Source organism: Corynebacterium sp. Marseille-Q2823, assembly GCF_903645345.1.
Classification (GTDB): Bacteria; Actinomycetota; Actinomycetes; order Mycobacteriales; family Mycobacteriaceae; genus Corynebacterium; species Corynebacterium hiratae.
In genome coordinates this window covers 198,218-218,286 of sequence record NZ_CAHJXS010000001.1, presented here as the reverse complement: position 1 = coordinate 218,286, position 20,069 = coordinate 198,218, and the positions used below count along the sequence as shown (strand labels likewise).

The window sequence follows — 20,069 nt, the reverse complement described above, 5'->3', positions numbered from 1 at the left end:
GTCGAAAGCGCTGTGGACTATCTGTGAATATGTCCGAATGACTGTGATCTTGATCGGATGCGCGCGCTAGACCGACCGGGCGCGGCGGATGATCTCCGGAAGCTCTGCCAGGACCACGTTGATGTCCTCTTCGGTGGTGAGGCGGCCCAGTGTGAAGCGCAGGCTGCCGCGCCCGTGTTCCTCGTCAATGCCCATGGCTTCCAGCACGTGGGACATGCGGTTGACACCGGCGTGGCAGGCGGAGCCGGCGGAGGCTTCGATACCGGCGGCGTCGAGAAGCATGATGAGGCTGTCACCATCCGTGCCCGGGAAGGACACGTGCAGGTGGGAAGCCAAGATGGGCTCGGCGGAGTTGATGATGACGTTGTCGATGCTGGACTCGATGCCTGCTTTGAGCTTGTCGCGGAGTGCCGTCAGGCGGGTGTCCTCCTGCTCCATTTCCGCGACGGATTCACGCAACGCCGCGGCGAGCGCGCTCGCACTGGCCACGTCTACGGTGCCGGGGCGGATGCCGCGCTCTTGGCCGCCGCCGAAGGCGATGGGTTGAGGCGCCGGGGTACGGCGTGCGAGCAGCAAGCCAATGCCGCGGGGACCGCCGAACTTGTGGGCGCTGGCTGCGAGTGTGGAGGCGCCCAGCTCGTGGAAGTTGACGGGCAGCTTACCGGTTACCTGCACGGCATCAATGTGCACCGGGGTGTTGTGTGCGGCGGCGCGTTCGGTGATGTCGGCGACCGGCTGTATAGCGCCGGTCTCGTTGTTAGCCCACATGCAGGTGGCAACCGCGGCCGGGGTATCCAGGGCGCTTAAGTCGCTGATGTGGCCGGTGGAATCGACCGGCAGCAGATCCACGGTGGCGCCGTGCTCAGCGCGCAGCTTCTCTACGGTCTCCAGGACGGCGGGGTGCTCGATGGGGGTCGAGATGATTCGTTTCGACGATTCTTGTGCAGCGCTCCCGCTGCGCGCTGCGCTGTGCGCAGCACGGAAAAGACCCTGGATGGCAATGTTATCCGCCTCCGTGCCGGAGGAGGTGAAGACTACCTCGATGGGTTCGCAGCCCAGGAGCTCGGCGACGGTCTCGCGGGCGTCGTCCAGCACGGAGCGCGCCTTGCGGCCGGAGCCATAGGCCGAGCCCGGGTTCAGGGCCCCGGAGGCATTGACCCAAGCGTCAATAGCGCTTTGGCGCATGGGCTGGGTGGCTGCGTAATCGAGGTAGCGTGGCATTAGTTGCCGGCCCCCTTGCGGGACTCGAGCTCCTTAGCCAGGGCCGGGGCGATCTCGTGGAGGTCACCCACCACGCCGAGGTCGGCGATCTGGAAGAAGGGCTCGTCCTGATCCTGGTTGACCACGACGATGGTCTCCGAGGTCTGCATGCCGGAGGTGTGCTGGATAGCACCAGAAATGCCCAGGCCAATGTAGAGGTTCGGGGAGACGGTCGCGCCGGTCTGACCAATCTGGAAGGCAGGGTCGTAGAAGCCCTCATCCACAGCGTCGCGGGTAGCGCCGACGGCGGCCCCGAGGGCGTCGGCAAGCGGCTCCACCACGTCGGCGAACTTGTCACCCACGCCGCGGCCGCCGGCGACGACGACCTTCGCGGAGGTCAGCTCCGGACGGGCGGTCTTCTCAGCCGGGGTGAAGGAGGTGACGGTGACGTCCTTCGCGGTGGCGGCGGGCAGCTCAAAAGGAGCCGGCGCCGCGGTGACCGGCTGCGGTTCCGCGGTGGCGGTTCCCGGGCGCAGGGTGTAGACCACGGAGCCGGTGGCCGTGGAGGAGGTCTCGTAGGAACCACCGAAGATGGTGTGGTGTGCGCTGCCGTCGGCATTGATGCCGTCGACGTTGACCAAAGCACCCGAGCCCAGGCGCGCAGCAAGGCGGCCGGCAATTTCGTTGTTGGTTGGGGTGGAGGCCAGCACGATGGGCGCCGGGTTATTGGCGGCCAGGGCGTGGAGGGCGTCGACTTCCGGGGTGACGATGCGCTGCTCATAGTCCGCGGCGGTGGCCTGGACCACCTGGGCGGCGCCCAAGTTGCCCAATTCGGCGTCGAAAGAAGCGGCAGTAGCGGCATCCTTGGCCACGACGACGGCGGAGACGGTACCAAGTGCGCGGGCAGCGGTGATGAGCTCGCCGGTAACGGGGCTGAGCTGCTCTGCTTCGTGCTCAACTAGGACATAAACGTGAGACATAATTTTTCTCCTTTAACCCTCGATGAGATTCTTGGCGGCCAGGAAGTCCGCGACCTTGGCGGCGGCCACGGCCGGATCAGTATCCGTGATGACCTCACCGGCGGTACGGGCCGGGCGCTGTGCGGAGGCGGTAACCGTGGTGGTGGACGGCACGCCGTCGATGCCCAGATCGGCCACGGCGAGCGTGGTGACCTCAGCCTTCTTGGCGGCCATCAGGCCCTTGAAGTTGGGGAAGCGCGGCTTGTCGGCCTTGTCCGTAAAGGACAGGATGGCCGGCAGGTTGGCGCTGAGTTCCCAGTGGCCGTGGACATCCTCACGGGTACCGGTGGCAGTGGCACCGGCCAGGGAGGCTGCCTTGAGTTCCGTGAGCGCGGGCAGCTGGCGGTACTCGGCCAGCAGGCCGGCGATAAGCCCGGTGGAGGCATCCGAGGAGTTATTGCCCAGGGTGATGACCTGGACCTCGCCGAACTTCTCGGCCACCTTGTTGATGGCGGCGTTAAGAACCCAGGCGGTGGCCAGGGCGTCGGCGCCAGCGAGGGCGTCGTCCGTCACGTGCACGGCGTGGTCCGCGCCCATGGCCAGGGCCTTGCGCAGGGCCTCATCGGCAGCGGCCGGGCCCATGGTAAGCGCCACGACCAAATAGCCGGCGTCGGCGTTATCGTCGCGCAAGCGCAGTGCCTGCTCGACGGAGTACTCGTTGACCTCATCGATGACGTTATCCACCGAGGTGCGGTCCAACGTGTGGTCCGCCTCGAGGGTCTTGGTTGACCACGTATCCGGTACGTGCTTGACCAGAGCCACAATGACTGGCATGTGGGCACTTCCCCTTCCGTAAATTTTGAAACTATTAGGGTGCGTAATTACCTTCGGTCGATACTACTCGCGGTCCGCACAACACCGCGACTCCCTTCGTTCCAATGCGCGTGACCACGAGAGTCTTGGCCGTGGAGCCTTTCAGTTTGAGCTTCTTGCGCAGTTGGTCCGGGTTCACGTCTTGCCCGCGTACCAGGATTTCCAGCGAACCAACATCGTGGGCCACCATGGCCGCCTTGAGCTTCTTCATGGGGACCATCTCGATGAATTCAAATCCGGACGTGCCTTGCGGCAGGCGGTCACCGGTGAGGTAAGCAATGCGCGGGTCCAGTTGGTGCAGGCCTTCCCGCGCGGCGTAGTGGCGCACCAGCCCGGCGCGCACGATGGCGCCGTCGGGGTCGATGAGGAACCGGCCGATGGGGCCGGCCTCAGGTAGCTCGTGCTCTGTGACGCCGTCGTCGATGACGTCCTTGTGGATTCCATCTGGCGTGGTACTGAGGACCACTGCCCTCTTCCCTGTTCCCAGGCCTGGGGTGTACAGGCAGGTTTCCTTCACCCCTCCGTCGAGGCTGACCACGCAGGCTAGGCCTTCCCATTCGGAGTGGTCGATGCCGGGTGCGCATTTGATGGCCATCTCGCCGTGGGTGGCCAGCAGATCTGCTGGCGGGGGCAGAAGTTGGTCCAGGCGAGTAATGCGGTTGCCGCCTTGGCGCCGGGCAGGGTCGGCGATGCAGACTTCGGCGGTCGTCGTTGTTGTCAGCGCATTTGCGCGAAAGACGGGATGCTCAATGTTGTGCTGCGCCATGGCTACGCGTGAGGCGTCCAGGTCGCTGCCCACATAAGCACCGGGACGATAAGCCTGCCCCTCGGTGCCGATAGAACACGTGAGGTCGTGGACCATGTCCACGTTGCGTTCCTGAAGGAACTGCGCGCGATAAGCCGCCACTGCGGGTGGAGTGGCTTGTTGGGCGGAGTCATGGTCCATGAGCCACTGCCCCGGCAGCTTGCCGGAGCTGCGGGCTTGGATGAGTTCGGCCACGGCACGCCCGTAGTCACCAAAGTGGGCCTGCAGCTTGGCGACGTCCCGCAGGTGCGCCTTCTTGGTCCCCTCCAGGTCTGCTGCGGCGGTATCGATGGCGGCAGCGTTCTCACGCAGGAAGGAGACTTCGTCCAGGGTGTAGCTCATGCAGGTTTCTTCAGGGGTGGATTAAATTCGGTCGACGGGAAAAGTGGTGAAGTATTCGCGGTAGCGCTCGTCATCGCGCGGGTCGCCGATAATTGGGCGTAAGTCGGAGAAAGAGGCATCATCTAAAACCTCTTTAACGCTGGAATAGGACGTGAGGCGCTTGAGCTGGGCCCACGTCGGGATGGCTAGGCGGACCAGCCCGGCGCGCCAGCCGTCGAGGACCAATTGCGGGTCGAACCAGCCGGCGTCATCGGCTTCGCCCGTATCCCCATCGGGTTCTTGGCCCTCGGGCAGTACACCGATGAAGAAGAAGGTATCGAACCAGTGGTTGTTATCTTCACCGGCCCAGCGGGACCAGGGCAATAGCATGTCGGCGTCGACACGCATGCCGTTGTGCTCAAGGAACTCGGTGAAGGAAATCTCGTGGGTTTCTAGCAGCTCGCGCTCGCGGTGGTAACGAGAGGCGTCGGAGACCAAGCCGTCCTCGCGGATGGCTAACAGCGTGCCGGCCTCCTCGAAAAGCTCCCGGGCGGCGGCGAAGACAAGGGCGTGTGCCTTGTACTTGGTTACGCCCATGCGGCGTGCCATGGACACCACTGAGCGGCCTGCCCACAGTTCGCCAGAGTCCCAGGTTCGGGGCGGGAAGTCACGCGGGTCTACCCCGCCGCCGGGAAAGACGACGTGGCCGGGGTAGTTGCGCATGGTGCGCACGCGTTCTTGGATCCACACGCGCAGCCCCTCGGCCGTATCGCGCAACAAGAGGACAGTAGCGGCCAGACGTGCCCCGTTAAAGCCCGTTGTTTCGCCGGGGTCGATGGCGTCAAGGCTGTCGTGGATGGACTGACTCATGCAACTTTCCGTGTCTGCAGGCTGGGGGGCAGAATTCGAGAGGTATACGTCGAGGGTGTGTACTGAGGTTTTGTACTGAGAGATATGTACTAGGGGTTAGCGGACTCGTCGGGCGAAGTACCTCTCCCCGATGCGATCCACCTGGATAGGTTGGTGGAAGGCCTTGGAAAGGTTTTCCGACGTCAGGACAGAGTTAATGAGTCCTTTGGCCACGACCTTACCCTCATCCAGGAGCATCGCATGGGTAAATCCGTAAGGGATTTCCTCCACGTGGTGGGTAATCATGACAATCGCCGGGGCATCCGCATCGAGTGCTAGGTCCCCCAAGTAGCCCACGAGGTCCTCACGGCCGCCCAAGTCCATGCCCGCGGAGGGCTCATCCAGGATGAGCAGCTCCGGGTTGGCCATGAGGGCACGGGCGAGGATGACGCGCTTCTTCTCACCTTCGGAGAGCGTGCCCCAGGTCCGCTCTGCGAGGTGCGCGGCGCCGACTTGTTCCAAGATCTCGTCGGCACGGGAGAAGTCCATGTCTTGGTAGTCCTCACGCCAGCGGCCGAGGACCGCATAGCCAGCAGACACAACGAGATCATCCACGCGCTCGTTGTCCGGGATGCGGTGCTGGACGGCAGCGGAAGAGATGCCAATGGCGGCGCGCAGATCGCGCATATCCGTTTTGCCCAGGCGCTCGCCCATGAGGAAAGCCACGCCTGCGGACGGGAATTCTTCGGCGGCGGCCATGCGCACCAGGGAGGTCTTGCCCGCGCCATTGGGGCCGATGATGACCCAACGCTCATCGAGCTCCACCTGCCAGTCGACGGGCCCGACCAGCGTGCGCCCGCCGCGTCGTAGCTCGACGCCGCGGAAGTCAATCAACCAATCCTCGTCGGTTTCCATCAATTCAGGGTCTTGCTGGCTCAATTGCTCTGGAGTGTTCACACGCACCATTGTGGCTGATATCCTCCTTCCCCGGTGAAACTGACACAGCTGCATTATTCTATGGGCATGACTCAACGCCTTGGTATCGACGATGTCCGCCCCTCCCTCTCCGGTAATGCCGCCTCGAAGGCCGTAGTAGGAGAGGTCGTCCCTGTCACCGCGCTGGTGTGGCGTGAGGGCCACGATGCCGTCGCCGCGACGCTGTCGGTGTGGAACACCGAATCCCCGTCCACCTCTGCCGTGACCATGACGGTGGACCCGGAAGACCAGGACCGAGTCCACGGGGTGTTTACTCCGGCGACTCCCGGGCGTTGGTTCTTCCGCATCGATGCCTGGTCGGATCCGATGTCCACGTGGCGCAACGCGGTGGTCAAGAAGATGGAGGCGGGGCAATCGGCGCGGGAGCTCAGCAACGATCTGTTGCACGGCGCCGAGCTCTTCGAGGAGGCGGCCATCCAGTGCCCGAGCGATAAGGCGGAGCTGCTCTTTAAAGCGTCGAAGGAGCTCAAGGATGACACGGTGGACGTCGACAAGCGCGTGCGCACCGCGCTCTCCGAGGAGGTCGCCGAGATCCTCCACCACCACCCGCTGCGCCACCTGCTGGTCGAAGGTGACATCCACGAGGTCCTGGTAGAGCGCCGCGAGGCCCTCTACAACTCCTGGTACGAGCTCTTCCCGCGCTCGACCGGCGGGTGGGATGACGAGGGCAACCCCGTGCACGGCACGTTTAAGACCACAGCGCGGGCTCTGGAGCGCGTGGCTGCCATGGGGTTCGACACCGTCTACTTCCCTCCCATCCACCCCATTGGCGAAGTGCACCGCAAGGGCCGCAACAACTCGGTGGTGGCTGAGCCTGGTGATGTGGGCTCGCCCTGGGCCATTCAGGACCACTCCACCACGCACCCGGAGCTGGGCACCATGGAGGACTTCAAGGAACTGGTCAAGAAGGCCGCCGACTTGGGCCTGGAGGTAGCACTGGACCTAGCGCTGCAGGCCTCCCCGGACCACCCGTGGGCCAAGACCAACCCGGAATTTTTCACGGTGTTGGCCGATGGCACTATCGCCTACGCGGAGAACCCGCCGAAGAAGTACCAGGACATCTATCCGCTCAATTTCGATAACGACCCAGACGCCATTTACGCGGAGATCTACCGCATCGTCATGATTTGGGTGGAGGCTGGTGTCACCACCTTCCGCGTGGATAACCCGCACACCAAGCCGACCAACTTTTGGAACTGGCTGATCTCCAAGGTGCACATCACCCACCCGGAGGTCATCTTCCTCTCCGAGGCCTTCACCCGCGCCCCGCGTCTGTTCGGTCTGGCCAAGGCAGGATTTACGCAGTCTTATACCTACTTCACGTGGCAGACCTCCAAGCACGAGCTCACCGAGTTCGCGCAGATGCACGTAGAGCAGGCCGATATCTGCCGGCCCAACCTCTTTGTCAATACCCCGGATATCCTCCACGAGTCCCTGCAGACCGGTGGGCGCGCCATGTTCGCCATCCGCGCCACCCTGGCGGCCACGCTTTCCCCGCTGTGGGGCGTGTACTCGGGCTTCGAGCTCTACGAGCACCAGGCCGTCAAGCCGGGCAGCGAGGAATATCTCGACTCAGAGAAGTACGAGCTGCGCCCGCGTGACTTCCAGGCAGCGCTGAAGTCCGGGGATTCCCTGGAATCCTATATTCGCCTACTCAACGTCATCCGCCGCGAAAACCCGGCCCTCCAGCAGCTGCGCACGCTACGCTTCCACAACACGGATAACGAGGCCATCATTGCCTACTCCAAGGCCGATCCCGCTACCGGCAATGTGGTGCTCGTGGTGGTCAACCTCGATCCGCGCAATGCACAGGAGGCCACGGTCTTCTTGGACTTGGCCGCCGTGGGCCGCCACCCGGGTGAACACTTCACGGTGCAGGACACCATCAGTGGTGCCGCCTACGAATGGTCCGACCGCAACTTCGTGCGCCTAGAGCCGCTTCGCGACGTCGCCCACGTCTTCATCCTCCCGCCAGCCCACCATGACCTGCAGGAACGCATTGCGTGGCGTCGTGTGAAGGACTACCGCGCTTAAGTTTTAAAGCGACTGAAACCCCGCGCTGAATCCATACCCCCTTCATGGGTAGCGCGGGGTTTCTTTTCTGCCCCGCGAGCACGTGTTCTTGGGTAATTTGGTCTGTATGAACATCCCGGCCTCAGACCTCGAACGCCTCAACCACTGCCGCCACCACGCGCCCCATGATTTCTATGGTTGGCACGATGGAACCGTCCGCACTCGCCGCCCCGGTGCCGAAGCCGTCGAGCTCGTCACCGCCACCGAAACCCTCGCCATGCGCGCGGTTGGGGATGATATCTGGGAGGCCCCGCTCGCCGAAGAAGCAGACTACCGCCTGCGCATCACCTATCCGGGCCAGCCCGCCATCGAGGTAGCGGATGGCTACCACTTCCTGCCTACCCTGGGCACCTTGGATCAGCACCTCATCGGCGAGGGCCGCCACGAGCGCTTGTGGGAAGTGCTCGGTGCCAACCTCAAGAGCTACACCACCGACATGGGCGTAGTCGAAGGCACCGCGTTTGCCGTGTGGGCGCCCAACGCGGAGGGCGTGGCCGTCGTCGGTGACTTCTGCGGCTGGAACCCTACCCAGTACCCCATGCGTTGCCTTGGCTCCACGGGCATTTGGGAGGTCTTCATCCCCGGTGTGGGCGAAGGCGAGCGCTATAAGTTTGCGGTCCACGGCAAGAACTCTCCGCGCATCGATAAGGCTGATCCCCTGGCCAAGCGCACCATTGCCCCGCCGGAGACCGCCTCCGTGGTGGCCCGCTCCAACTTCGAGTGGAGCGATGAGGAGTGGATGAGCAAGCGCACCGGGGACCTCGACGTCCCGATGAGTGTCTATGAGCTCCACGTCGGCTCCTGGAAGGTGGGCGCCAACTACAACACCTTGCGCGAAGAGCTCATCCCCTCCCTTCTAGACCACGGTATTACCACGTGAGCTGGCCGTGGCCGAGCACCTTCGGCGGCTCTTGGGGCTACCAGGTCTCGGCTACTACGCTCCCTCGGCGCGCTGGGGCTCTCCGGATGAGCTGCGCGCGCTTATCAACGACCTGCACAAGGCAGGCATCGGCGTCTTCGTCGACTGGGTTCCCGCACACTTCCCCAAGGATGAGTGGGCGCTGGGCCGCTTCGATGGCCAGGCACTCTACGAGCACCCGGATCCGCGCCGCGGCGAGCAGGCCGACTGGGGAACTTATGTCTTCGACTTCGGTCGCAACGAGGTGCGCAACTTCCTCGTGGCCAATGCTCTCTACTGGGCCGAGGAGTTCCACATCGACGGCCTGCGTGTCGACGCCGTGGCATCCATGCTCTACCTCGACTACTCCCGCGAAGAGTGGCTGCCCAATATCTACGGCGGCCGCGAGAACCTCGAGGCCGTCCAGTTCCTTCAGGAGACCAACGCCACCCTGAACCGCACCCACCCGGGCGTGCTGACCATCGCCGAAGAATCCACCTCCTGGCCAGGCGTGACCGCCCCGACGCATGAGGGCGGCCTGGGCTTTAGCCTGAAGTGGAACATGGGCTGGATGAACGACACCCTGGAGTACTTCAAGCACGAGCCGATTCACCGCCGGTACCACCACGGTGAGCTCACCTTCTCCATGGTCTACGCCTACTCGGAGCGCTATGTGCTGCCGTTTAGCCACGACGAAGTGGTCCATGGCAAGGGCTCCCTGTGGGAACGTATGCCGGGCGATGACTGGAACAAGGCCGCGGGCCTGCGCGCGCTGTATGGCTACATGTTCTCCCACCCGGGCAAGCAGCTGATGTTCATGGGCCAAGAGTTTGGCCAGACCACCGAATGGGCCGAAGGCCACTCCGTGGACTGGTCCAACTTGGAGGGCTGGGGCAACGAGTGGCACCACGGCATTAAACGCCTGGTGCGCGACCTCAACGCGGTGTACAAGCAGCACCCGGCACTCTGGACGCAGGACTTCACCCAGGACGGCTTCCAGTGGGTCAAGGCCGATGATGCTAACAACAACATGCTCGGCTACGTGCGCTACGGCAAGGATGGCTCCGCGCTGCTGGCAGTGTGCAACTTCTCCGGAAGTTCCGTGCCCAACTATGACCTCTGGGTGCCGCGCGACGGTGAGTGGGAACTGGTCATCAACACCGACGACGCCGTCTACCAAGGTGCTGGCAACGACCTTGCCCACCGCGTGCGCTCCGAAGGCAACCACGTCCAGCTACACCTGCCGGCCAACTCGGTGCAGTGGTATGCCTTCCGCGGCTAAGCTGCGCGGCCTAGCGCCGAGCCTGGCTCGGCGCGTGCTCACGCTCGTCGCAAGCAAGGCCTGAGAGACACAACTGCCCCAGTTGCCAAAGTTCTGGCCAGATCTTGAATCTCGGCGGGGTTCTTTGGCAACTGGGGCAGTTTTAGTTTTCAGTCCTGCGCGTGTGCACCAAGGAAAGCTCGTACGCGAGCATCAATGTCATCGCGCAGCGCATCCATTCGCTCATCTCCCTCTAGGCCGCGTACGGACGGGTCCTCAATCTCCCAACGCTCAGCCACTCCGTCATAGTCGGCATCACCGACGATGATGACGTGGTCCACCGAAGATGCGAGGTCGGAATCAATCAAGGTCGGCGTACCTGCCATGTCGGCGCCGACCTTTGCAAGGGAGGCCTGCGCCTCAGCATTAACGCCCTGCTCACGATGCTGTTCAGTGGTCTTTACTCCTGCGGAGTGAATCTCCCAGTCGGGCGCATGCTTCCTGGCTAAGGCAGCCGCCATCTGGGACTTACCGCGGTTGGTATTACAAAGAAAAAGTACGGAGGTCATGCCACCCTACTGTAATCGTGTTGCGGTGTGCCAGTAGGACCAGAGCGCTAGTTCTTCTTCACCGCGTAGTACACCGGCAGGGACTTCCAGTTGAAGGTCACGTCCTGGACGTTCTCGGACCAGCCGCCGACCACGTTCGGGTAGAACAGCGGGATCGAAGGAAGGTCACGCAGCAACAGCTCCTGTGCCTGGTTGTAGAGCTTCGCGGCTTCCTCCTCATTTGCGGCGCCGTTGGCCTTGACGATGAGCTCATCAAACTCCGGGTTGGAGTACTTCGAGTCATTGGAGGCGACACCCGTGGTGAAGTTTGGCCCGAGGAAGTTGCCCATGGAAGGATAGTCGGCGAACCACGCCGTGCGGTAGGCACCGTCCATTCGCTCGGTGCGGTAGGCATCGCGGAAGGACTTGAAGTCCGGGTAGGGGTTCCCCACGGCCTGGATGCCCAAGGTGTTGCTGATGTTGTTGGCTACGGCATCGGCCCAATCTTTGTTGTCACCATCGGTGTTGTAGTTGATGGGGAACGAGCCTTCAAAAGCACCGTACTTCTTATCGGCCTCCGCCCACAGCTTCTTTGCCTCCTCCGGGTTGTAATCCAGGTTCTCCGATCCGGGCAAGCTGTCGTTGTAGCCATTGAGGACCGGTGAGGTGAACTCGCGGGCCGGTGTGCGGGTGCCATGGAAGATGGTCTCCGCGATTTCCTCACGGTTGATGGCCATCGAGATTGCTTTGCGGCGCAGCGTGCCCTCTTCCCCACTAAAGTGCGGGGTCTCCATGTGGATGGACATTTCCAGGTAGGTGGCGGCCGGCTTGGTTTCCTGGCGGCCGGCCAGGTCATGCTCATAGCTGCCGAAAGCAGAGGACGGGATAGCTTCCAGGACATCGAGGTTATTCGCCAACAGGTCCATGTAGGCCGCACTGGAATCAGCGTAGAAGGCGAACTCGATGCCGTCGTTTTGTGCAGCACGGTCGCCCTTGTATTCCGGGTTGGGCTCGATGATCAGGTTCTGGTTGTGGTTCCATTCCTTAATCTTGTAGGGGCCATTGGACACCGGAGTCTCGCCGAAAGCCTGCGGGTCCTCCAGCGCGGCCGCTGGAACCGGGAAGTAAGCGTTGTAGCCCAAGCGGCTCGGGAAATCACTCTCCGGCTGGGTGAGCTCGATGGTGAAGGTACGCTCATCGATGACCTTGAGGCCCTCCATTTCCTTGACGCCTTCCCCGTATCCCTTGATGGAGGAGAAGAAGCTCTCGTTGAGCTGTTCGTTGGCCACCGCGTAATTCCACGTATCGACAAAGGTATCCGCGGTCACAGCGGAACCGTCGGAGAATTTCAGGTCGGGCTTGAGCGTGACCTTGTAGGTCTTCTCCCCTTCCTTGTCGATGGACTCCGCCATCTCGTTGTGCACGTTGCCCTCGGCGTCGTAGTACACCAACCCGGAATACAGCATGTCGACGATGCGTCCGCCGCCGTTCTCATTCGTCATCGCGGGGATAAGCCCCTGCTGCGGCTCAGTGCCGAGAACGCGAACATAGTTGGAGCCACCGGCGCTATCGCTTCCGCAGGCGGCGAGGGTAAAAGCAAGAGAGGTGGCGCCGATGACGCCGAGGAGATTGCGCATGAGAGTCCTCCTGAAAGAGCTAAAAACAAAGTGTGCGTTATGACACCAAAATGAACTTAGCATGCGACACCTCACATACCAGCGTCGACACAAAAAGACCCTCAGGAGAGGACTTAATCAGCCAATCCTGAGGGTTGAGTGTGAGGTGCAACAAGCGCCCGTGAAGGCTGCAGCTGCTCGTGGAACTCCACAAGGAAGGGAAATTAATACAAGGCACTAGCCAGCTTCGTACGCGCGGCCAGCACGCGCGGGTCACCCGAATCAAAGAGCCCGAAAAGCTCCAACAGACGGGTCTTGAGCTGTTCCTTCTCATCCCCGGCGGTGCGCTTCATAGCCTCAATGAGGCGCTCAAAGGCGCGATCGGGAGCACCGGCGACAACCTCGGCGTCGGCGGCATCGAGCTGCTTGGACACGTCCTCCGGAGCGGCATCCGCCGCAGCGATAGGATCCTCGCTGCGATTCGCCGGGTCCAAACGCTTGAGCAGCAGCGTGGTATCGCGAGCCTGCTTAATCTCCACGTTGTCCGGCTCGGCGGCCAGGATCTCCTCGTAGGTAGCAATAGCAGAATCGAAATCACCGCGGTTGAGAGCTTCCTCCGCCAGGCTCAGGCGTGGGTCCGCTACTTCCTCTGCGGGACTCTCCCCCGCCTCGCCCTGTTCGGGTAGGCCCTTGAGCTGGGGGCCGAGCTTGTCAACGATCGCCGCTACCCACTGCTCCAGGTTCTCTCGCGGCTGTCCGCCCTCGAAGTTGGTGACGGGCTGGCCGGCGGCAATCGCAACAGTGGTCGGCAGATTCTGCACGCCGAAGACCTGCGCCACCTGGGGCACGACATCGGCGTTGATGTAGCCGACGATGAACTTCAGCCCACCGGCGGCGGCCATCTCCTCGAAATCTTTCTTGAGCTGCTCGGAGGCAGGTGAGCGCGGCGAGCCGATCAAGGCGATAACGGGTACCTCCGCAGAACGGCGCACCAGATCATTTTCAAAGTTCTGCTCGGTGACCTCGAAGAAGGGCGCAATCCCTCCGCCGGATCTAGCAGCTCCGGCCGCTCCGGCGTGTGCGGTCTGGGATTGTGCTTGTGCCCGCGCCTCCGCCTGCTGCTTGATAGCACCCAGGTCGAGGGCTCCTCCTACGTACGGTCCGGTCACTTATTCTCCTCCAGGTAACGGTTAACGGAATCTACTTTTTGGGTTATCTGCCCGGTCACGCCTTCGCGGATATCGGCCTTAATCACCAAGCTCGTGCGCGGCGACACGGCGCGCACGGCATCGGTGGCCTCCTTAATGACCGCGAAGACCTCGTCCCACTCACCTTCGATGATGGTGAACATGGAGTTGATCTCATTAGGGAGGCCGGAGGCCCGGACAACGCGCACGGCTTCGGCCACGGCCTCGGACATTTCAGCGCTTTCATCACCCACGATGGTGGGTGCTACGGAAAAGGCAACAATCATGCCCGCTATCCTACCGCCGCTCCCAGCAGTGCCGGTGCCAGTGGCGGCGATCATCGGCGCGCCCACCGGTATCCCGTGGCCACGCCACGATGTGCGCCACCCCGGGTGGGATGTTCTGATTGCATCCCGGGCATACGTAGTACTTCTGCGCGGCGGCACTGCCAACGTGCCTCATGACGAAGGGCTCCCCATTAGTCCAGCGCGGCCCAGCTACAGTCTGGGAACCGAGGAAAGCGCTTCCATCGCGCGGCAGCGAGCGTGGCTCTTCGCGGATTCTGCGATTGCGGCGTGGCACTAGAACAACCGCAACTCGTTGGATTCGATGCCGCGCAGCTCCTGGTAATCCAGGACGACGCAACGGATGCCACGGTCTTCCGCCAAGGTCCGTGCTTGGGGCTTGATTTCCTGCGCTGCGAAGACACCGTGGACCGGCGCAAGCAAATCGTCGCGGTTCAGCAGTTCGAGGTAACGCGTGAGCTGCTCGACGCCATCGATGCCCCCGCGGCGTTTTACCTCCACGGCGACGAACTCGTTCTTGGCATTCTTGGCCATGATGTCCACCGGCCCGATAGCCGTGGGGTACTCGCGACGCACTAGCGAGTACTTCTCCCCCAACGTTTCGATGTGCTCGGCCAGCAGCTCCTGCAGGTGCGCTTCCACGCCATCCTTGACTAGGCCGGGATCTTCCCCCAGCTCCATAGTGATGTCCTGGTGGATTTCAGCAATGGTGATGCGTAGCTGCTCACCCTTCGGGTTCTCCACCAGCCACAGCTTTTCTCCTGTGTCTTCGCCGTCGATATCCTCAATCGCCGACTCTTCAAAGGTGCATGGTGGTGTCATCCAGTTCAGAGGCTTGTAGGCGCGATCATCCGCATGAATAGATACCGAACCATCGGCCTTAATGAGGATGAGCCGATCCGCCATCGGAAGGTGAGCGTCGAGGCGGCCGACGTAGTCTACGGAGCATTGGGCGATGACAAGACGCATGCCCTCTACCCTATCGTTGAGCGCTACTTCTTAGGCAAACGGGTAACCCGTTGACGCATTTGGTGATAGTCCAGCTTTTCTTGGCGCTTCGATGGGGCCGACTCCACCCACGCGTTCAGGGCCATAATTCCCTGCGCATCGGAGGCGATCTCATAGTCCTGCCCATCGACGCTGATCTGGATGATCTCGTGGCCGGAGGGCATAAAAGAAGCCTCGTCATCGTCCATTGGGCGGGTGCTGCCCAGTTCGATGTCGAGGCGATTGAAGCGCTTGTTGGCGCGCGGCATGACGGAGCGAAGCTTGAAGTAGTCCATATACTCGCCGTCATAGCGCACGAGACCATGACGCCAAGAATGAGAGTCCTTCGACGGTAGGTGGCGCAAAAGAATGCTCGTGCCGCGGGAGCGCACGGTGAAAAAGCGCACCGCCGCTAGGATGAGGAAAACCAGAAGGACCAGTGCACACAGACCTAAAAGAATCGTTAGCCCCTGAAGCACCTGTGAATTCATGGGTTGATTGTACCGCCGTTGGACTAAGCAATGCTACTCATTGCTCAGAGTTACTCGTCTTGGGGCGAAGAAGACGAAGGAACCCCACCCCCTCTTATCGAGGTTGTGGGGTTCCTAGGTGAGAGTGGGAAGGGCGGTCATTGCTGCCCGTCGTTTCCCTCTCCGCTCATCCGTTAGCTGTTGAAGCGGCGGACGGCGCGCAATGCAGCTTCGCCGCGGGACCTCGTGAGCTCGCGCTCAGACTTCAGGTCTTCCTGCGCCTGAGCCTCATCGACCTCGCGAGCCCAGATAGCCCAATCGGCGAGGACGGTGATCTTATTCTCGGATACGGAGAGGAAGCCACCCTGGACGGCAGCGACGCGGCGCTCGCCGTCGACTGGGTGGATGGTCACAACACCATTGTCGATCAACTGACCGACCATGGGCTCATGGCCAGGAAGCACGCCGATCTCACCCTCGGTGGTCTCAGCCGTCACCATGGTGGCCTTTCCGGTCCACAGCAGGCGCTCGACGGAAACCAATTCGGCGGTGATGTCAGCCATGTGCCTCTCCCTACTTCTTCTCAGTCAGCTTCTTGTACGCAGCCTCGACGTCGTCCAAGCCACCCAGGCCGTTGAAGGCCTGCTCCGGGTAGTGGTCGAATTCGCCGTTGCAGATGCGCTCGAAAGCATCGATGGTATCGGCCAGCGGCACGTAGGAGCCCGGCAGGCCGGTGAACTTCTCTGCGACGAAGAAGTTCTGGCCCAGGAAGCGCTCGATACGGCGAGCACGCTGAACGGTGATCTTGTCTTCCTCAGACAGCTCGTCCATACCAAGGATGGCGATGATGTCCTGAAGCTCCTTGTTCTTCTGCAGAATACCGATGACGCGCTGTGCAACCTCGTAGTGGCGCTCGCCCACGATGGACGGCTCCAGAATACGAGAGGTAGAGGTCAGCGGGTTCACTGCCGGGTAAATACCCTTCGAAGCAATACCACGGTCCAACTCGGTGGTGGCGTCGAGGTGGGCGAAGGTGGTCGCCGGAGCCGGGTCGGTGTAGTCATCGGCCGGAACGTAGACGGCCTGCAGGGAGGTAATGGACTTACCCTTGGTGGAGGTAATACGCTCCTGCAGCACACCCATCTCATCAGCCAGAGTCGGCTGGTAGCCCACGGCGGAAGGCATACGGCCCAGCAGGGTCGACACCTCAGAACCGGCCTGGGTGAAACGGAAGATGTTGTCGATGAACAGCAGCACGTCCTGGTTCTGCACATCGCGGAAGTACTCCGCCATGGTCAGGCCGGACAGAGCCACGCGCATACGGACTCCTGGCGGCTCATCCATCTGGCCGAAGACAAGTGCGGTGTCCTGGAGAACGCCCATCTCTTCCATCTCGAGGAAGAGGTCGGTGCCCTCACGGGTACGCTCGCCGACGCCGGCGAAGACAGAGGTACCGGAGAACTCGCGTGCGATACGAGTAATCATCTCCTGGATAAGAACGGTCTTACCCACACCTGCACCACCGAAGAGGCCGATCTTGCCGCCCTTGACGTACGGGGTCAGCAGGTCGATGACCTTAATACCGGTCTCCAGAATCTCGGTCTTACCCTCGAGCTGGTCGAAAGCCGGCGGCTCGCGGTGAATGCCCCACTGCTCGCCATCGCGGCCCAGACCCGGCTGGTCAAGGCAGTCACCGAGGGCGTTGAAGACGTGGCCCTTGACCACATCGCCCACCGGCACGGAAATCGGCTTGCCGGTGTCGGTCACGGCGGCACCGCGGACGAGGCCGTCGGTCGGAGCCATGGACACGGCACGAACGAGGTTGTCACCGAGGTGCTGAGCGACCTCAAGGGTGACGGTCTTTGCAACAGCCTCGAGGGTCACCTCGACGGTCAGTGCGTTGTACAGTGCCGGCAGCCCGCCACGCGGAAACTCCACGTCGACGACCGGACCGATGACACGCACCACACGGCCGGCGGTAGCCGACGACTGTGTGTTCTGCTCTTGCAGAGCTGTAGTCATAATCTAGTCACTTTCTGCGCTTTCGGCGAGCGCCCCAGCGCCACCGACGATCTCTGTGATTTCTTGGGTAATCTGCGCCTGACGAGCCTGGTTGGCCACGCGCGAGAGGTCCTTGACCAGCTCGGTAGCGTTATCAGTTGCAGACTTCATTGCGGTACGGCGTGCGGCGGACTCGGAGGCCGAGGACTCCAAGAACATCGCAAACAGGAGGCGGGACACATACTGCGGAAGCAGCGCTTCCATCAGGGTGTCCGCGTCCGGCTCGAAGTCGTAATCAGGAGTGATCTGATTGTTCGGCTCGGCGTCGGAAAGCGCGGACTCACCCATGTTGTAGTCCTCTTCCTCAATAACCGGTACCACCGGCAGCAGCTGCTGCACACGCGCGGTCTGGGTCAGCATCGACTCGAACTCGGTGTACACAACGTGCACCTGGTCGAAACCGCGAACGGTATCGCCCTCCAGGTGGATACCCTCGCGGGTCTTAGCCTGGCCATTCGAACCGGCAACGAAGCCGTCGATAATGTGGCGGCGCACATCGTGCGTCTTCTCCCAGGTCGGATCCTGCGAGAATCCAGTCCAGCTGCCTGCGACCTCGGCCTCACGGAACTTGTAGAAGCCAACGCCCTTGTTACCGGTGACGTAGCGGACGGTCTCGAAACCCTCGCTCTTGAGCAGAGCCTCCAGCTCGGCCGCCTTCTTGAAGATGTTGTTGTTGTAGCCACCGCACATACCGCGGTCAGAAGAGACCACGAGAATGGCGGCAACCTTGGCATCTTCACGCTCCCGGAGCATCGGGTGATCCAGGGACGTGTGCGCCGCCAGCTTATTGAGCACGTTGGACAATTCACGTGCATAAGGCTGCGCCGCTTCTACCCTGGCCTGAGCCTTGGTAATGCGCGAGGTAGCAATGAGCTCCTGTGCCTTGGTGATCTTCTTGGTGGAATTGACGGACCGGATACGGTCACGCAGTTCACGAAGATTAGCCATGGTGTTCGCTCCTCCCTTCTCTTTCTAGACGGTTAATTCTTAGAGCGTGCGAAACTCTATTTGGCCGTCTTGCGGGAGACGTTGAGCTCGGTCTTGTTCACGTCATCCGCGGCCAGCGGGTCAACCGGCGCCTCGGTGCCGAGGTTGTTGCCCTCGGTGGTGCGGAAGGACGGAGTGAAGTCCTTTGCTGCTGCAACAAGTGCATCCTTGGACTCGTCGGTCAGAGCGGTACCGCCCTGGATCTGCTCGAACACCTGCGGGGTTGCAGAGTTGAGGTGATCGTGCAGCTCCTTCTCGAAGCGGCGTACGTCCTCGACGGGAACGACGTCGAAGATGCCCTGGTCTGCGAGGAAGATGGACACCATCTGGTACTCGACAGGCTGCGGGGAGGACTCGGACTGCTTGAGCAGCTCGACGAGGCGCTCACCGCGCTCCAGCTGAGCCTTGGAAGCCGGATCCAGGTCGGATGCGAAGGCCGCGAAGGCCTGCAGGTCACGGTAGGCGGCCAGCTCGAGACGGAGGTTACCGGCAACCTTCTTCATGCCCTTGGTCTGTGCGGCACCACCAACACGGGAGACGGACACACCGACGTTAATTGCCGGACGGACGCCCTGGTTGAACAGGTCGGACTCCAGGAAGACCTGGCCGTCGGTAATAGAAATAACGTTGGTCGGAATGAAGGCGGAGACGTCGTTCGCCTTGGTCTCGATGATCGGCAGTGCGGTCATGGAACCTGCACCCATGTCGTCGGAGAGCTTTGCAGCACGCTCCAGCAGACGGGAGTGGAGGTAGAAGACGTCGCCCGGGTAAGCCTCGCGGCCCGGCGGACGGCGCAGCAGAAGGGAAATCGCACGGTAGGCCTCAGCCTGCTTGGTCAGATCATCGTAAATGATCAGGACGTGGTTGCCCTGGTACATCCAGTGCTGACCCAGAGCTGCACCGGAGAACGGTGCCAGCCACTTGAAGCCGGCGGCGTCGGATGCCGGAGCAGCCACGATGGTGGTGTACTCCAGAGCGCCGTGCTGCTCCAGGGTGTGGCGCACACCAGCGATGGTGGAGCCCTTCTGGCCGATGGCGACGTAGATGCAGCGGACCTGCTTGTTCTTGTCGCCAGATTCCCAGTTAGCCTTCTGGTTCAGGATGGTGTCGATACAGACGGCGGTCTTACCCGTCTTGCGGTCACCAATGATCAGCTGACGCTGACCACGACCAATCGGGGTCATTGCGTCAATAGCCTTGATGCCGGTCTGCATCGGCTCTTCCACCGGTTGACGCTGCAGCACGGACGGTGCCTGCAGCTCGAGGACGCGGTCCTCTTCAGCGGTGATCGGGCCCATGCCGTCAATCGGCTGGCCCAGGGGGTTGATAACGCGGCCGAGGAATTCCTCGCCCACAGGGATGGAGAGAACCTCGCCGGTCCTCTTGACCTCGTCGCCTTCTTTAAGCGACTCGAAGTTGCCCAAGACCACGACACCGATGGAATTGGTGTCAAGGTTCTGTGCGACGCCAATCACGCCGCCGGGGAACTCGAGCAGCTCATTCGCCATGACGGACGGCAGGCCCGAAACCTGCGCAATACCGTCAGCTGCCGAAATGACCACGCCGACCTCCTCACGGGAGGCCTCCGCGGAGTAGCTCGAGGTGTAGTTCGCAATCGCGCTACGGATCTCGTCGGAGGAGATCGTCAGCTCCGCCATGTTCTTCCTGCTCTC

General features: G+C 62.1%; 18 protein-coding genes and 1 pseudogene. 2 read left to right on the top strand and 17 right to left on the bottom strand.

Features of this window, described 5'->3' with window-relative positions; genetic code table 11:
- Positions 1-66: 66 nt before the first annotated feature.
- The 6 genes from HWX44_RS00950 to HWX44_RS00925 form a co-directional block, all read right to left on the bottom strand.
- Positions 67-1,221, bottom strand: coding sequence for a cysteine desulfurase family protein (locus HWX44_RS00950; protein WP_175972862.1), 1,155 nt, complete (start codon positions 1,219-1,221; stop codon positions 67-69).
- The gene (locus HWX44_RS00945; RefSeq protein ID WP_175972861.1) at positions 1,221-2,180 is read right to left on the bottom strand and encodes an electron transfer flavoprotein subunit alpha/FixB family protein; all 960 of its coding nucleotides are present in this window, start codon (positions 2,178-2,180) and stop codon (positions 1,221-1,223) included. Before HWX44_RS00945 ends, HWX44_RS00950 begins: the two co-directional genes overlap by 1 nt.
- Positions 2,181-2,192: 12 nt before the next feature.
- A complete protein-coding gene (locus HWX44_RS00940; RefSeq protein ID WP_175972860.1) occupies positions 2,193-2,993 on the bottom strand; it encodes an electron transfer flavoprotein subunit beta/FixA family protein in 801 nt (266 codons plus the stop codon).
- A 34-nt stretch (positions 2,994-3,027) separates the two neighbouring features.
- Positions 3,028-4,179, bottom strand: coding sequence for a THUMP-like domain-containing protein (locus tag HWX44_RS00935; RefSeq protein WP_175972859.1), 1,152 nt, complete (start codon positions 4,177-4,179; stop codon positions 3,028-3,030).
- 21 nt (positions 4,180-4,200) lie between these two features.
- Positions 4,201-5,028, bottom strand: a complete 828-nt coding sequence (locus HWX44_RS00930) for an NUDIX hydrolase (RefSeq protein WP_049154926.1) — start codon at positions 5,026-5,028, stop codon at positions 4,201-4,203.
- Between the two features lie 96 nt (positions 5,029-5,124).
- The gene (locus HWX44_RS00925) at positions 5,125-5,973 is read right to left on the bottom strand and encodes an ABC transporter ATP-binding protein (protein WP_046648947.1); all 849 of its coding nucleotides are present in this window, start codon (positions 5,971-5,973) and stop codon (positions 5,125-5,127) included.
- 57 nt (positions 5,974-6,030) lie between these two features.
- Between HWX44_RS00925 and HWX44_RS00920 the strand changes: the two genes are divergently transcribed.
- Both HWX44_RS00920 and glgB read left to right on the top strand, forming a co-directional pair.
- Positions 6,031-8,037, top strand: coding sequence for a maltotransferase domain-containing protein (locus tag HWX44_RS00920; RefSeq protein ID WP_175972858.1), 2,007 nt, complete (start codon positions 6,031-6,033; stop codon positions 8,035-8,037).
- A gap of 106 nt (positions 8,038-8,143) precedes the next feature.
- A pseudogene (gene glgB / locus HWX44_RS00915) lies at positions 8,144-10,256 on the top strand (1,4-alpha-glucan branching protein GlgB).
- Positions 10,257-10,405: 149 nt separating this feature from the next.
- On the opposite strand, the gene HWX44_RS00910 reads toward glgB, so the two are convergent.
- The 11 genes from HWX44_RS00910 to atpA form a co-directional block, all read right to left on the bottom strand.
- Entirely contained in the window at positions 10,406-10,804 is a 399-nt protein-coding gene (locus HWX44_RS00910) for an arsenate reductase/protein-tyrosine-phosphatase family protein (protein WP_175972857.1), read from the bottom strand.
- A gap of 47 nt (positions 10,805-10,851) precedes the next feature.
- Entirely contained in the window at positions 10,852-12,420 is a 1,569-nt protein-coding gene (locus HWX44_RS00905) for a peptide ABC transporter substrate-binding protein (RefSeq protein WP_175972856.1), read from the bottom strand.
- Between the two features lie 203 nt (positions 12,421-12,623).
- Positions 12,624-13,568 (bottom strand): tetratricopeptide repeat protein, encoded by a 945-nt coding sequence (locus tag HWX44_RS00900; RefSeq protein ID WP_175972855.1) that lies wholly within the window; start codon positions 13,566-13,568, stop codon positions 12,624-12,626.
- On the bottom strand, positions 13,565-13,873 hold the full coding sequence (locus tag HWX44_RS00895; RefSeq protein ID WP_175972854.1) for an MTH1187 family thiamine-binding protein: 309 nt from the start codon (positions 13,871-13,873) through the stop codon (positions 13,565-13,567). Before HWX44_RS00895 ends, HWX44_RS00900 begins: the two co-directional genes overlap by 4 nt.
- Positions 13,874-13,883: 10 nt before the next feature.
- Positions 13,884-14,168, bottom strand: coding sequence for a hypothetical protein (locus HWX44_RS13215; RefSeq protein ID WP_254868073.1), 285 nt, complete (start codon positions 14,166-14,168; stop codon positions 13,884-13,886).
- Positions 14,168-14,860, bottom strand: coding sequence for an endonuclease NucS (nucS, locus tag HWX44_RS00885; protein WP_175972852.1), 693 nt, complete (start codon positions 14,858-14,860; stop codon positions 14,168-14,170). The genes HWX44_RS13215 and nucS overlap by 1 nt, the downstream gene beginning before the upstream one ends.
- Before the next feature lie 23 nt (positions 14,861-14,883).
- Positions 14,884-15,369 carry a DUF2550 domain-containing protein gene (locus HWX44_RS00880; protein ID WP_175972851.1) on the bottom strand — a complete coding sequence of 162 codons (486 nt, stop codon included), beginning with the start codon at positions 15,367-15,369 and terminating at the stop codon, positions 14,884-14,886.
- A gap of 173 nt (positions 15,370-15,542) precedes the next feature.
- The gene (locus tag HWX44_RS00875) at positions 15,543-15,911 is read right to left on the bottom strand and encodes a F0F1 ATP synthase subunit epsilon (protein WP_175972850.1); all 369 of its coding nucleotides are present in this window, start codon (positions 15,909-15,911) and stop codon (positions 15,543-15,545) included.
- Positions 15,912-15,921: 10 nt separating this feature from the next.
- Entirely contained in the window at positions 15,922-17,370 is a 1,449-nt protein-coding gene (atpD, locus tag HWX44_RS00870; RefSeq protein WP_010187062.1) for a F0F1 ATP synthase subunit beta, read from the bottom strand.
- 3 nt (positions 17,371-17,373) lie between these two features.
- Positions 17,374-18,357 (bottom strand): F0F1 ATP synthase subunit gamma, encoded by a 984-nt coding sequence (locus HWX44_RS00865; RefSeq protein ID WP_049155067.1) that lies wholly within the window; start codon positions 18,355-18,357, stop codon positions 17,374-17,376.
- Positions 18,358-18,413: 56 nt separating this feature from the next.
- Entirely contained in the window at positions 18,414-20,054 is a 1,641-nt protein-coding gene (atpA, locus tag HWX44_RS00860) for a F0F1 ATP synthase subunit alpha (protein ID WP_010187069.1), read from the bottom strand.
- Positions 20,055-20,069 lie beyond the last annotated feature (15 nt).

Bases quoted from the DNA above. Each gene is read 5' to 3' on its own strand.
- HWX44_RS00950 (WP_175972862.1), bottom strand. From the start codon at position 1,221: ATGCCACGCTACCTCGATTACGCAGCCACCCAGCCCATGCGCCAAAGC.
- HWX44_RS00945 (WP_175972861.1), bottom strand. From the start codon at position 2,180: ATGTCTCACGTTTATGTCCTAGTTGAGCACGAAGCAGAGCAGCTCAGC.
- HWX44_RS00940 (WP_175972860.1), bottom strand. From the start codon at position 2,993: ATGCCAGTCATTGTGGCTCTGGTCAAGCACGTACCGGATACGTGGTCA.
- HWX44_RS00935 (WP_175972859.1), bottom strand. From the start codon at position 4,179: ATGAGCTACACCCTGGACGAAGTCTCCTTCCTGCGTGAGAACGCTGCC.
- HWX44_RS00930 (WP_049154926.1), bottom strand. From the start codon at position 5,028: ATGAGTCAGTCCATCCACGACAGCCTTGACGCCATCGACCCCGGCGAA.
- HWX44_RS00925 (WP_046648947.1), bottom strand. From the start codon at position 5,973: ATGGTGCGTGTGAACACTCCAGAGCAATTGAGCCAGCAAGACCCTGAA.
- HWX44_RS00920 (WP_175972858.1), top strand. From the start codon at position 6,031: ATGACTCAACGCCTTGGTATCGACGATGTCCGCCCCTCCCTCTCCGGT.
- HWX44_RS00910 (WP_175972857.1), bottom strand. From the start codon at position 10,804: ATGACCTCCGTACTTTTTCTTTGTAATACCAACCGCGGTAAGTCCCAG.
- HWX44_RS00905 (WP_175972856.1), bottom strand. From the start codon at position 12,420: ATGCGCAATCTCCTCGGCGTCATCGGCGCCACCTCTCTTGCTTTTACC.
- HWX44_RS00895 (WP_175972854.1), bottom strand. From the start codon at position 13,873: ATGATTGTTGCCTTTTCCGTAGCACCCACCATCGTGGGTGATGAAAGC.
- nucS (WP_175972852.1), bottom strand. From the start codon at position 14,860: ATGCGTCTTGTCATCGCCCAATGCTCCGTAGACTACGTCGGCCGCCTC.
- HWX44_RS00880 (WP_175972851.1), bottom strand. From the start codon at position 15,369: ATGAATTCACAGGTGCTTCAGGGGCTAACGATTCTTTTAGGTCTGTGT.
- HWX44_RS00875 (WP_175972850.1), bottom strand. From the start codon at position 15,911: ATGGCTGACATCACCGCCGAATTGGTTTCCGTCGAGCGCCTGCTGTGG.
- atpD (WP_010187062.1), bottom strand. From the start codon at position 17,370: ATGACTACAGCTCTGCAAGAGCAGAACACACAGTCGTCGGCTACCGCC.
- HWX44_RS00865 (WP_049155067.1), bottom strand. From the start codon at position 18,357: ATGGCTAATCTTCGTGAACTGCGTGACCGTATCCGGTCCGTCAATTCC.
- atpA (WP_010187069.1), bottom strand. From the start codon at position 20,054: ATGGCGGAGCTGACGATCTCCTCCGACGAGATCCGTAGCGCGATTGCG.